The 11,461-nt window shown below is 73.8% G+C and carries 12 protein-coding genes; 7 read left to right on the forward strand and 5 right to left on the reverse strand.

The features are described 5' to 3' along the window. Positions 1–210 precede the first annotated feature (210 nt). The 3 genes from ACGF5C_RS17365 (at position 211) to ACGF5C_RS17375 (ending at position 2,761) form a co-directional block, all read left to right on the forward strand. On the forward strand, positions 211–909 hold the full coding sequence (locus ACGF5C_RS17365) for a lytic transglycosylase domain-containing protein (RefSeq protein WP_357692212.1): 699 nt from the start codon (positions 211–213) through the stop codon (positions 907–909). A 114-nt stretch (positions 910–1,023) separates the two neighbouring features. After that, a complete protein-coding gene (locus ACGF5C_RS17370; protein ID WP_393302734.1) occupies positions 1,024–1,677 on the forward strand; it encodes a rhomboid family intramembrane serine protease in 654 nt (217 codons plus the stop codon). 115 nt (positions 1,678–1,792) lie between these two features. After that, positions 1,793–2,761, forward strand: coding sequence for an NAD(P)/FAD-dependent oxidoreductase (locus ACGF5C_RS17375; protein WP_393302736.1), 969 nt, complete (start codon positions 1,793–1,795; stop codon positions 2,759–2,761). Between the two features lie 157 nt (positions 2,762–2,918). On the opposite strand, the gene ACGF5C_RS17380 is transcribed toward ACGF5C_RS17375, so the two are convergent. Then, positions 2,919–3,617 (reverse strand): TetR/AcrR family transcriptional regulator, encoded by a 699-nt coding sequence (locus tag ACGF5C_RS17380; protein ID WP_393302738.1) that lies wholly within the window; start codon positions 3,615–3,617, stop codon positions 2,919–2,921. 141 nt (positions 3,618–3,758) lie between these two features. On the opposite strand from ACGF5C_RS17380, the gene ACGF5C_RS17385 reads away from it, so the two are divergent. Then, entirely contained in the window at positions 3,759–4,703 is a 945-nt protein-coding gene (locus tag ACGF5C_RS17385) for an NAD-dependent epimerase/dehydratase family protein (RefSeq protein WP_393302740.1), read from the forward strand. 57 nt (positions 4,704–4,760) lie between these two features. Here the strand turns inward: ACGF5C_RS17385 and ACGF5C_RS17390 are convergent, their stop codons facing one another. Both ACGF5C_RS17390 and glpX read right to left on the reverse strand, forming a co-directional pair. Continuing rightward, entirely contained in the window at positions 4,761–5,735 is a 975-nt protein-coding gene (locus ACGF5C_RS17390) for a DMT family transporter (RefSeq protein ID WP_393302780.1), read from the reverse strand. A gap of 14 nt (positions 5,736–5,749) precedes the next feature. Next, positions 5,750–6,784, reverse strand: a complete 1,035-nt coding sequence (glpX, locus tag ACGF5C_RS17395) for a class II fructose-bisphosphatase (protein ID WP_357458300.1) — start codon at positions 6,782–6,784, stop codon at positions 5,750–5,752. A 153-nt stretch (positions 6,785–6,937) separates the two neighbouring features. On the opposite strand from glpX, the gene ACGF5C_RS17400 reads away from it, so the two are divergent. The 3 genes from ACGF5C_RS17400 (at position 6,938) to ACGF5C_RS17410 (ending at position 9,752) form a co-directional block, all read left to right on the forward strand. Beyond that, positions 6,938–7,732 (forward strand): DUF4245 family protein, encoded by a 795-nt coding sequence (locus ACGF5C_RS17400; protein ID WP_393302742.1) that lies wholly within the window; start codon positions 6,938–6,940, stop codon positions 7,730–7,732. A 110-nt stretch (positions 7,733–7,842) separates the two neighbouring features. Continuing rightward, the gene (locus tag ACGF5C_RS17405) at positions 7,843–8,658 is read left to right on the forward strand and encodes a hypothetical protein (protein ID WP_393302744.1); all 816 of its coding nucleotides are present in this window, start codon (positions 7,843–7,845) and stop codon (positions 8,656–8,658) included. A 239-nt stretch (positions 8,659–8,897) separates the two neighbouring features. Beyond that, on the forward strand, positions 8,898–9,752 hold the full coding sequence (locus ACGF5C_RS17410) for a hypothetical protein (RefSeq protein ID WP_393302746.1): 855 nt from the start codon (positions 8,898–8,900) through the stop codon (positions 9,750–9,752). A 79-nt stretch (positions 9,753–9,831) separates the two neighbouring features. Here the strand turns inward: ACGF5C_RS17410 and ACGF5C_RS17415 are convergent, their stop codons facing one another. Continuing rightward, positions 9,832–10,044 (reverse strand): exodeoxyribonuclease VII small subunit, encoded by a 213-nt coding sequence (locus tag ACGF5C_RS17415; protein ID WP_350678613.1) that lies wholly within the window; start codon positions 10,042–10,044, stop codon positions 9,832–9,834. Positions 10,045–10,081: 37 nt separating this feature from the next. Beyond that, positions 10,082–11,302 (reverse strand): exodeoxyribonuclease VII large subunit, encoded by a 1,221-nt coding sequence (xseA, locus tag ACGF5C_RS17420; protein ID WP_393302748.1) that lies wholly within the window; start codon positions 11,300–11,302, stop codon positions 10,082–10,084. Positions 11,303–11,461: the final 159 nt, after the last annotated feature.

Here is an 11,461-nt window from a genome sequence, read left to right on the forward strand (position 1 = left end):
TCTTGGTTTCCCATCGGCCTCACCGTGCGCGATGGTGTCCAACGAGCGCCCACGTACCGACAAGATCGTTGGTGATCGTTCGTCACACCGACATCTTCCACCCCCGGTGCGTCGGCTGCGACCGGCACAGGGTCGGGGCGCTCGCGGCGCGGACCCACCCCGTGACGGGTGCCCGCGCCGTGTCCTTGCCCCCGACGAAGGGACCACTTCGTGAGTCGGCTGTGGAGCCGGTTCGGCGCCCGCACGGCCGCTGTCGCGCTGCTCTCCGTGGGCGTTGCCGGCGGTGTCTACCTGGGCGAAGACCGACAGACCCAGCAACAAGGCCTCACCGCGCAGGTCGGCGCCGCCGTGGAGGAGGCCGAGCTCGACTACCAGCGCGAACGCCAGGCCGCCCACCAGGTGCAGTCGGCGAAGCAGCGGGCCGCCGAATACCAGGCGAAGCTGCGCGCCGCCGCGGCGGCCAAGGAGGCCGCCAAGCGGGCCCGCGAGGCCGAGGCCGCCGCCGCGTCCCGGAAGAAGGCGCGGGAGGCCGCCGCCAAGGCCGCGGCCGAGAAGGCCGCCGAGAGCAAGCCGTACGACGGGCCGATCCCGGCGTCCTGCGCGGAGTTCAGCGGCAACCGCGAGGTCGGCTGCGCGCTCATGGTGAAGGCCGGCTTCGGGATGGACCAGTTCCCCTGTCTGGACAAGCTCTGGACCAAGGAGAGCGGCTGGAACCACAAGGCCCGCAACTCCTCGTCCGGGGCGTACGGCATCCCGCAGGCGCTGCCGGGCAGCAAGATGGGCTCGGTCGCCGACGACTGGCAGACCAACCCGGCGACCCAGATCAAGTGGGGGCTCGGCTACATCGAGGGCCGCTACGGCTCGCCCTGCAAGGCCTGGGCGCACTCCCAGGACGTGGGCTGGTACTGACCGACCGACCGGAGGCGGGGTGTGTGGGCGTCCACACACCCCGCCTCCGTCGTCGGGGCGTACGGATCGCCGCAGGAGTGGCGGCACGGGCCGTCACCTGATAGCTCTTGACGGGTGACCCTGCACCCGCGAAGCGGCGATCCGCACCGGTTCGGCACCGAGGCGTTCTACGCCGCGCTCGGCCGGGCCTTCGTCGCCATGTGCGCGGTGGTGCCGTTCCTCTTCCTCATCGAGGCCCTCGACCAGGGGCTGGCGGCCGGCTTCGACTCCGCCGCCGGGATCATCCCCAAGCGCATCGACGGGCTCGACGGGGTGTTCTTCTCGCCGTTCCTGCACCACGGCTTCGACCACCTCTACAGCAACAGCATCCCGCTGATCCTGCTCGGCACCTTCGTGCTCGCCGCCGGCGCCCGCCGGTTCCTCTGGTCGACGCTCGTCATCGTCCTGGTCAGCGGGCTGGGGGTGTGGTTCACCGGCTCGTCCAACTCCGTCGTGGTTGGCGCGAGCGGCGTCATCTTCGGCTACCTGGGCATCCTGCTCATGCGGGGGATCGTCGAGCGGAGCTGGTGGAACTTCGCGGTCTTCCTGCTGGTCGGCCTGCTCTACGGCTGGCAGCTGGTCGGCATCCTCCCCACCGACGAGCGGATCTCCTGGCAGGGGCACCTGTTCGGGCTGCTCGGCGGGGCGGTCGCCGCGATCATCTTCCGGCGCCGCCGGGACGACCTCGGTGGCCCGTACCGCTCGGAGTCCACGCTCACCCTGCCCTGAGCGCCGACGCGCCGGTGCCGTGCGGCCGGTGGGACGTGCTTGCCCGGGCACACCGCCGGCCCTACCGTCGGGATCAGCACGCGTTGATCCGTGAGCGGAAAGCGACGGTACGCCCATGCGCCAGGTCGATGTCGCGGTGATCGGGGCCGGTCCGGCCGGGTTGTTCGCGGCGTACTACGCCGGCTTCCGCGGGCTCTCCGTCGCGGTCGTCGACGCGCTGCCCGAGCCCGGCGGCCAGATCACCGCCATGTACCCGGAGAAGCTGATCCACGACGTGGCCGGCTTCCCGGCGGTCAAGGGGCGGGACCTGATCGCCAACCTCGTCGCCCAGGCGGCGCCCTTCGACCCGCGCTACCTGCTCGGCACCCGCGCCGAGAAGCTCTCGTACGCCGACGGGCGGCCGGTGCTCGGCCTCGCCGGGGGCGAGCAGCTCGGCTGCGGGGCGGTGATCGTGACCGGCGGGCTGGGCAGCTTCACGCCCCGCCCGCTGCCGGTGGCGGAGCACTTCGCCGGTACGGGGATCGTCTACTTCGTACCGCAGCCGACCGAGCTGGCCGGCCGGGACGTGCTGATCGTCGGCGGCGGCGACTCCGCCTTCGACTGGGCGCTGACGCTCCAGCCGCTGGCCCGCTCGGTGACGCTGGCGCACCGGCGGGAGAGGTTCCGCGCCCACGCCGCCACCGTCGCCCGCGTGCTGGAGCTGCCGGTGCGCGTGATCGTCAACGCGGAGGTGACCGGGCTGCACGGCGACGGGGCGGTGACCGGCGCCGAGATCACCGTACGCGGCGGCGCCGCCGAGCTGCTGCCGGTGGACACGGTGGTCGCCGCCCTCGGTTTCACCGCCGACCTCGGCCCGCTGGCCGAGTGGGGGCTGCGGCTCGACCGCCGGCACATCGTCGTCGACAGCGCGATGGCGACGAATCTGCCCCGGGTCTTCGCGGCCGGCGACATCACCGAGTACCCGGGCAAGGTGCGGCTGATCGCCACCGGCTTCGGCGAGGCCGCCACGGCGGTGAACAACGCGGCCGTGGCCATCGACCCGAGCGCGCACCTCTTCCCCGGGCACTCCTCCGACGGCACCTGACGCGCCGGTACCGGATGCCGCCCCGGCCGTGGCCGGATCGAGATCAATGGCTGCGACGGTGGGCGGGCGAGCGTCCCGGCTCCGCACCGCGACGGTGCGCCCGGCGACCCGGCGCCGCGTCCCGCCATGCCGCCCCGCTGACCGTCGCGGGACGGGGTCAGCCCGTTCGGGGGAGCCCGATCAGGTCGGCCATCAGTGCCGTCTGGTGGTCGAAGTACGCGTCCCGGTGCGGCAGCGTGCGGTTGATCCGGCCGAACAGCTCGAAGCTGATCAGCCCGAAGAGCTGGGTCCAGCCGGCCATGCCCCGGGCGAGCAGTGCCTCGGGCAGCTCACCGCCCAGCATCCCGGCCAGGTCCGCCAGGTCGGCGCGGAGCGGCCCGGCCACCTCGGCGGCCGGTGGCGGGTCGAGCCGACCGGCGCCGAATCCGTCGCGGAGGATGCCGATCAGGGTCAGCGGCGGTCGCTGGGCGGGGCCGATGGTGTCGTCCGGGGCGGCGTAGCCGGGCACGGGGCTGCCGTAGAGCAGGGCGTACTCGGCGGGGTGGGCGAGCGCCCAGCCGCGGGCCGCCCGGCAGGCGGCGTGCCATCGTCCGCGCAGGTCGAGGCGGTCGCATCCGGCGTCGGCCGCCTCCACGGCCTCGCCGAGCGCGTCGTACGCCTCGATGATCAGCGCGGTCAGCAGCTCGTCGCGGCTGGGGAAGTAGCGGTAGATCGCCGACGAGACCATGCCCATGTCCCGGGCGACCGCACGGAGCGACAGGTTGGCGCCGTCGCTGGCGAGGTGTCGCCGGGCCACGGCCTTGATCTCGTCGATCATCTCGGCGCGGACCCGGGCGCGGATGGAGGGTGCAGCCATGCCTCCACCCTGCCACGGATGAGAGCGCAGATCAAAACCGAGAGCAGTGCTCTTGACGCAGCCTGCGGTCCTGGGTCATGCTTGGCGTCGAACGAGAGCGCCGCTCTCGGAAAGAACCGCCGTTCTGAAAGGTGACCCCTGATGGCACTGCACGTGATCGTCGGCGCCGGCCCCGTCGGCACCGCCACCGCCCGCCTCCTCGCCGACCGGGGCGAGCGGGTGCGGCTGGTGACCCGCCGGGGCGGCGGGCCGAAGCACCCGGCGGTCGAGCGGATCGCCGCGGACGCCACCGACGCCGACCGCCTCACCGCGGCGGCCACCGGCGCGGCGGCGCTCTACAACTGCGCCAACCCGGCCTACCACCGGTGGACCACCGACTGGCCGCCGCTGGCCACCGCACTGCTCACCGCCGCCGAGCGGAGCGGGGCGGTGCTCGCCGCCGTCGGCAACCTCTACGGCTACGGCCCCGTCGACGCCCCGATGACCGAGGCGACGCCGCTGCGGCCGAGCAGCGTGAAGGGGCGGGTCCGGGCGCAGATGTGGGCCGACGCGCTCGCCGCCCACGAGGCGGGCCGGGTCCGGGTCACCGAGGTGCGGGGCTCGGACTACCTGGGCGCCGGCGCCCAGTCGCTGCCGAGCATGCTGGTGCTGCCGCAGGTCCTGGCCGGCCGGCGCGCGCTGGTGCCGGCGGACCTCGACGCGCCGCACAGCTGGACGTACGTGCCGGACGTGGCCCGCACCCTGGTGGCCGCGGCCACCGACGAGCGGGGCTGGGGCCGGGCCTGGCACGTACCGACCGCGCCGGCGGTCTCGATCCGTGCCCTGGCCGCCCGCGCGGCCACGCTCGCCGGGGCGCCCGCGCCGAAGCTCACCCGGATGCCCGGGCCGGTGCTGTGGCTGGGCGGATTGTTCGACCCGACCGCGAAGGAGCTGCGGGAGATCGCCTACCAGTTCGACCGGCCGTTCGTGCTGGACTCCACCGCGGCCGTCGCGACCTTCGGCATCGACCCGACCCCGCTCGACGACGCCCTCGCCGACACCGCCACCGCCCTCCGCGCCCGGCCGGCTCCGGCGCGGGCCTCCTGAGCACCGGCACGCCCGCCGGCCCGCTGCGCGCAGGCCCGGGGCGAACGACCGGCGACGTCAGCGGGCCGGGCCGTCCGGCCGGCGGGGCGCAGCCGGGGCGAGCGCGGTGACGAGGACCGCGACCATGGTCAGCGCCGCGCCGAGCAGCGTGGTGAGGCTCGGGTGGGAGGCCGCAGTGGGCCGCAGCACGTCCAGCAGCACGGCGCCGACGATCTGACCGGCGATGGTGGCCAGGCCGAGCAGCAGCACGCCGGTGAACCGGACGATCGCGGCGGCGATCGCGATGAACACGATCCCGATCGGCCCACCCAGGTAGAACCAGGGCTCGGTGGGCAGGTCGCCCGCCGGCCAGCCCCGGACCGCGACGTCGACGGCGAAGGTCGCCAGCAGGGCCGTAGTCCCGGCGGTGAAGTTGACCAGGGTGGCCGTCAGGGCGCTGCCGGAGGCCATCCGCACCCGGCCGTTGACCGCCTGCTGCCAGGCGATGGCCACCCCCGCGAGCAGCGGCAGCAGCGCCAGCCCGAGGGTGCCCGGGTCGCCGAGCCGGTCGCCGACGGCCAGCACGACGGCGACCACGGTCAGCGCCGCGCCGGTCAACCGCTGGGCGGTGACAGGCTGGCGCCCGTTCGGGCCGACCCCTGCCCGGTCGACGGCCAGGCTGCTGCCGGACTGGCCGGCGACCACCGCCACGGTGAAGACGGCCACGCCCAGGGTGCCGATGGTCAGCCCCTGCGCGGCCACCAGCAGGGCGCCGCACACCCCGCCGAGGCACTGCCACGGCCGCAGCGTGCCGTCGGCGAGCGCGCCACGCAGGGCCACCAGTCCCCGCCGCCCACCGGGGGTGGCGGGAACCAGCACCAACAGCACCAGCAGGCCCACGCCGAACGAGACCACCGCGGCGGCGATCCCGTCGGACAGTCGTACGCCCAACTCGCCGTTGATCCGGGACTGTACGGCCACGGCGACCCCGGAGGCGGTCGCGAGGCCCACGCCGGCGATCCGGCGGGTCGCCGACGGGGCCGGCGGGGCCATCGTCCCGGTGGCGGTCACTCCTGCTCGGCCAGGGGGCGACCGTCGAAGTCCACCGCCGAGTAGAGGGCCAGCTTCTCCAGCCGGTGGTACGAGTCGATCACCCGGATCGTGCCGCTCTTCGAACGCATCACGATCGACTGGGTGTACGCCCCGCCGGCCCGGTAGCGGACCCCGCGCAGCAGGTCGCCGGAGGTGACCCCGGTCGCCACGAAGAAGCAGTTGTCGCCGGTGACGAGGTCGTCGGTGGTGAGCACCCGGTCCAGGTCGTGCCCGGCGGCGAGCGCCTTCTCCCGCTCCTCGGCGTCGCGCGGCCAGAGCTTGGCCTGCATCGCCCCGCCCATGCACTTGAGGGCGCAGGCCGCGGTGATCCCCTCCGGGGTGCCGCCGATGCCCATCAGCACGTCGACGTCCGACTCGCCGCGGGCGGCGGCGATGGCGCCCGCGATGTCGCCGTCGGAGATGAAGCGGATGCCCGCCCCGGCGCGCCGGATCTGCGCCACCAGGTCGTCGTGCCGGGGACGGTCCAGGACGCAGACCGTCACCTCGGAGATGTCGGCACCCTTGACCTTGGCGATCCGGCGCAGGTTGTCGGCCACCCCGGCGTTGATGTCCACCACGTCGGCGTAGACCGGGCCGACCGCGAGCTTCTCCATGTAGAACACGGCGCTCGGGTCGAACATGGCCCCGCGCTCGGCGACCGCGAGCACGGCCAGCGCGTTCGGCATGCCCTTGCTCATCAGCGTGGTGCCGTCGATCGGGTCGACCGCGACGTCCACCTCCGGCCCCGTGCCGTCGCCGACCTCCTCGCCGTTGAAGAGCATCGGCGCGTTGTCCTTCTCGCCCTCGCCGATCACCACGACGCCCCGCATGGGGATCGAGTTGATCAGTTTGCGCATCGCGTCGACGGCGGCCCCGTCGCCGCCCTCCTTGTCGCCCCGGCCGACCCAGCGGCCGGCGGCCATCGCCGCGGCCTCGGTGACCCGGACCAGGTCGAGGGCGAGGTTGCGGTCGAGATCCTGTGGGATCCGCGTCCTGGTGGTGTTGGTCATGACGGCTCCTCCTCGCGACGTTGCGGGGCGGCAGGGTGCGGCGTCGCCGCTGCCGGCTGTGTCGCTGATCCTCACACGATGGCTGACCGGGCGCCGTGCCGGGGCGGTGATGGCCCGGATACGGCCGGTCGGGCGGTGCGGGAAGATGGCGGGGTGGAACCCGCACAGCCTGCCGATCGCGTACCCGCCGACTCGACCCCGCCGGACGGTCAGCCGCCGGTCGCCCCGACCCCGGCCGCCGCCGTGCCGGAGGGCGAGCCGGCGCTGGTGGAACCCGCCGGCGCGCCGGGGCGCGTGCCGGCCGACGGCGCGCCGGGGCGCGTGCCGGCCGACGGCGCGCCGGGGCGCGTGCCGGCCGACGGCGCGCCGGGGCGCGTGCCGGCCGACGGCGCGGCGGAGACGGGCGAGACGCCCGCGCCGCCGCCCGCGGTCGACGCCCGCAAGTCGGAGCGGTCGCCGAAGGACATGGCGCTCTCGCTGCTCATCCTGCTGGTCCCGATCGCCCTGCTGCTCGCCTTCTACCGGGGGTTCCTCGGCGGTGACCAGCCGGTCACGGTCGACCCCGCGCCCGCCGTCGAGTCGGCCCGGGCCGCCAACGCGTTCCCGGTCAGCGAGCCGGTGGAGCTGGGCGACGGGTGGCGGACGGTCAACGCGACCTTCCAGAACGTCGAGGGCGGGGCGAGTCTGCGCCTCGGCTACCTCACCCCCGAGGGGCGGGGCGCCCAGCTGGTGCAGAGCAACGTGCCGCCGGAGCAGCTGCTGCCGGCCGAGCTGACCGCCGAGGGGCAACCCCAGGGGCAGACCGACCTGGGCGGGCGCACCTGGCAGCGGTACACCGCCCGGGCCAACGAGCAGGCGCTGGTGCTGCTCGAACCGAACCGGACGGTGATCGTGGTCGGCGACGCCCGGGACAACGAGCTGCGACACCTGGCCGGGACGATCCGGTAGCGGCGGCCGTCGAGGGCCCCGGACGTCGGTCCCATCGGCTACGCTGCCCCGGCTCACCTCCCGGCGACCGCGGTCGGCCGGGTGCTTACCGTTCTGCGAAGAGAGACAAAGTGAACATTCGACGGTGGAGCGTCGGCGTGCTCGCCGCCACCCTGCTCGTTCCCAGCCTGGCCGCCTGCAAGTCGGACGCCGCCGAGCCCGGCGCCGCCGGCTCGTCCGCGTCGTCGGCCCCGGCCATCCCTGCCGATGCGAAGGAGGCGCTGCTCGCCTCCGTCAAGGAGATCGAGAAGGGTAACTTCAACTTCACCATCGCCGGTGCCGGCATCAGCGGCGACGGCTCGGTGCACAAGCCGAGCAACAGCGCCCAGTTCACGATGAAGGCCGACGACGGCTCCGGCACCACCTTCGGGATGGAGATGATCTACATCGAGCCGGAGAGCTGGGTGAAGATCGACCTCGGCGACCTGGGGGCGATGATCCCGGGCGCGGACAAGATGAAGGGCAAGTACCAGCACCTCGACCAGTCCAAGGTCAAGGACGCCGGCGAGCTCGGCCTCAACATGAAGGACCTGGACCCGGCCGGCACCGCCGTGCTCGCCAAGGGCATCACCGAGGTGCAGAAGACGGGCGAGGGCAGCTACGCCGGCAAGCTCGACGCGTCCGCCGTGGGCGACGACTCGGCCGCCCTGGACTCCGACCTGGTCAAGGCGCTCGGCGCGCAGGCCAAGTCGCTGTCCTTCACCGCCAAGCTGGACGCCCAGGGCCGGCTCACCGAGCTGGTCATCTCGGTCCCGGCGGCCGGTGACACCAAGGCCCACGACATCAAGGTCACCTACGCCGACTACGGCAACGCCACCGCCCCGCAGAAGCCGCCGGCGGACCAGGTCGTCGAGGCCCCGGCCTCGACGTACGAGATGCTCAAGTAACACCGGCACGACGGAAACGGGCGGCTCCGGCCGCCCGTTTCCGTGTTTCGGCGGTCACCCGACCGGGGCAACCGGACAGACCGGTGATTGTGCGACCCGGTGGCAGGGAACAACAGGAGAGCGGGCCCGCCCGGCCGCTCCGGCAGCCGGCCCCGGGCTCGCGCGACGCAGCCGACACGGTGCGTCGCCCGGTTTCCGGCGCCGCCAGGTGCGTCGGGTGACCCACGTGGGAGACACGCATGACTCTTCGACGCCTCAGCGCCGGCCTGGTGGCCGCCGCGCTGTTCACTCCCGGTCTGGCCGCCTGCAACGCCAGCGGGGCACCGGAGGCGGGCTCGTCCGCCTCCCCGTCCGTGTCGGCGTCCGGCACGGGGGCGGCCTCCGGCGCCGCGACCCCGGTCCCCGGCGACGCCAAGCAGGCGCTGCTGGCCTCCACCCGCGAGATCAGCAACGGCAACTTCCGGTTCACCATGTCCGGCGCCGGCTCCACCGCGGAGGGGCAGGTGCACGAGCCCAGCCAGAGCGCCGAGATGCGGGTGACGATCGGCCAGCCGACCGACGACCTGTTCATGAAGCTCGACCTGATCCACGCCAAGCCGGACAGCTGGGTGAAGCTGGAACTCGGCGGCACGACCGCGGGCAGCCTGCCGGGCGTGCAGAAGCTGAACCTCGGCAAGTACCAGCACCTCGACCAGACCCGGATCAAGGGCAACCGGAACCTCGGCTTCGACTTCGACAAGGTCGACCCGGCGGGCAGCGAGGTGCTGACCCAGGGCATCACGGAGGTGCGGCAGACGGGCGAGGGCGCGTACGCCGGCACCATCGACGTGTCGAAGGCGGCGCAGGCGGGTTCGGTGGACCCGGCGGTGGTCACGGCCCTCGGGGCGCAGGCGAAGTCGGTGCCGTTCACCGCGAAGCTCGACCCGCAGGGGCGACTCAGCGAGATGGTCATCCAGATCCCGGCCGCCGGCCAGACGAAGGCGCAGGACATCCGGATCACCTACTCGGACTACGGCAACGCCACCGCCGCGCAGAAGCCGCCGGCGGACCAGGTGGTCGAGGCGCCGGCCGAGCTCTACAACCTGTTCAGCTGACGCGCGCAGCGTCGATCATGGGGCTTGTGGTGGGTGACGTTTCGTCCCCCACGAACCTGATGATCGACGCGCGGGGACGTCAGGAGGCGGGCTCCTGCCGGGCGGCGTCGATCCGGGCGCGGGCGCCGTCGAGCCAGCGCTGGCAGACCTCGGCCAGCTTCTCGCCGCGCTCCCAGAGCGCCAGCGACTCCTCCAGCGTCGTGCCGCCGGCCTCCAGCCGCTCGACCACCGACGCCAGCTCGGCGCGGGCCTGCTCGTAGCTGAGGCGCTCGTCCTTCTTCTCGTCAGTCATCGCTGCCATCCCACCACATCGTGCCTACCCTCCCCGTTCAGCCGTCGACCGTGGCGGCCAGTTCGCCGTCGGCGAGCCGGACCCGCAGCGGGTCGCCCTTGCCCACCTCGGACGCGGCCCGAACGACGTGCCCGTCGGCCCGCTGGACGATCGCGTAGCCCCGGTCGAGGGTGGCAGCCGGCGAGAGGGCACGCAGCCGGGCCAGGGTGTGCCGCAGGTCGTCGTCGGCGGCTGCGAGCCGGTGGTCCAGGCAGCGCCCGGCCCGTTGGCGGAGCCCGGTCAGGTCGGTGGCCCGCTGGTCGACCATCACCTGCGGGCGGGCCAGCACCGGCCGGGAGCGCAGCCCGTCGAGCCGGTGCGACTCGCGGTCGACGAGGTTGCGCACCGCGCGTTCCAGGCGGTGCCGGGCCTGCCGGATGAGGCGTACCTCCTCGGTGAGGTCGGGGACCACCCGTTTGGCCGCGTCGGTCGGCGTGGAGGCGCGCAGGTCGGCGACGTAGTCGACCAGCGGCGCGTCCGTCTCGTGGCCGATCGCGCTGACCACCGGCGTGCGGCAGGCGAACACCGCCCGGCAGAGCGCCTCGTCGGAGAAGGGGAGCAGATCCTCGATGCCGCCCCCGCCCCGGGCGATGATGATCACGTCGATGGTCGGGTCGGCGTCCAGCACCTTGAGCGCGTCGACGATCTGCGGGACCGCGCTCGGCCCCTGGACGGCCACGTTGACCGTGCGGAACTCCACGGCCGGCCAGCGCCGGCGGGCGTTGGTCAGCACGTCCCGCTCGGCGGCCGACGCGCGGCCGGTGATCAGCCCGATCCGGTTGGGCAGGAACGGCGGCCGGCGCTTGCGGGCCCGGTCGAAGAGCCCCTCGGCGGCGAGTAGCTTCTTGAGCTTCTCCAGCCGGGCCAGCAGCTCGCCGAGGCCGACCTGCCGGATCTCGTCGGCGCGCAGGCTGAGCGTGCCCCGGGCCGCGTAGAACTCCGGCTTGGCGTGCAGCACCACCCGGGCACCCTCGCGCAGCTCCGGCGCACCGGCGTCGAGGACGTCCCGGTTGGTGGTGACGGTCAGGCTCAGGTCGGCCGACGGGTCCCGCAGGGTGAGGAAGACGGTGGTGGCGCCCGGCCGGCGGCTGATCTGCGCCACCTGCCCGTCGACCCACACCCAGCCCAGCCGGGCGATCCAGGCGCCGACCTTCTGGCTGACCACCCGGACCGGCCACGGCTCCTCGGACGTGCTCCGCCCCACCTCGCCTGTGCTCACCCGCCCACCCTACGGCCCGCCGTCCGGGCTCCGTTGATCATGAAGCTGTTGCCCTGCTGACGGCGGCGGTGTCAAGTGGTGAGTGCAATCGTCAGGGCGCGATGAGTTGAGCGAGACGCTGGGTTGGGGTTGCCCAGCCCAGCGTCTGGCGGGGTCGGG

This window comes from Micromonospora sp. NPDC047620, assembly GCF_043205005.1.
Lineage (GTDB): Bacteria > Actinomycetota > Actinomycetes > Mycobacteriales > Micromonosporaceae > Micromonospora.

Excerpts from the sequence above, each read along its gene's own strand:
- ACGF5C_RS17375 (WP_393302736.1), top strand. The coding sequence starts at position 1,793 with ATGCGCCAGGTCGATGTCGCGGTGATCGGGGCCGGTCCGGCCGGGTTG.
- ACGF5C_RS17380 (WP_393302738.1), bottom strand. The coding sequence starts at position 3,617 with ATGGCTGCACCCTCCATCCGCGCCCGGGTCCGCGCCGAGATGATCGAC.
- ACGF5C_RS17385 (WP_393302740.1), top strand. The coding sequence starts at position 3,759 with ATGGCACTGCACGTGATCGTCGGCGCCGGCCCCGTCGGCACCGCCACC.
- ACGF5C_RS17390 (WP_393302780.1), bottom strand. The coding sequence starts at position 5,735 with ATGGCCCCGCCGGCCCCGTCGGCGACCCGCCGGATCGCCGGCGTGGGC.
- glpX (WP_357458300.1), bottom strand. The coding sequence starts at position 6,784 with ATGACCAACACCACCAGGACGCGGATCCCACAGGATCTCGACCGCAAC.
- ACGF5C_RS17410 (WP_393302746.1), top strand. The coding sequence starts at position 8,898 with ATGACTCTTCGACGCCTCAGCGCCGGCCTGGTGGCCGCCGCGCTGTTC.
- ACGF5C_RS17415 (WP_350678613.1), bottom strand. The coding sequence starts at position 10,044 with ATGACTGACGAGAAGAAGGACGAGCGCCTCAGCTACGAGCAGGCCCGC.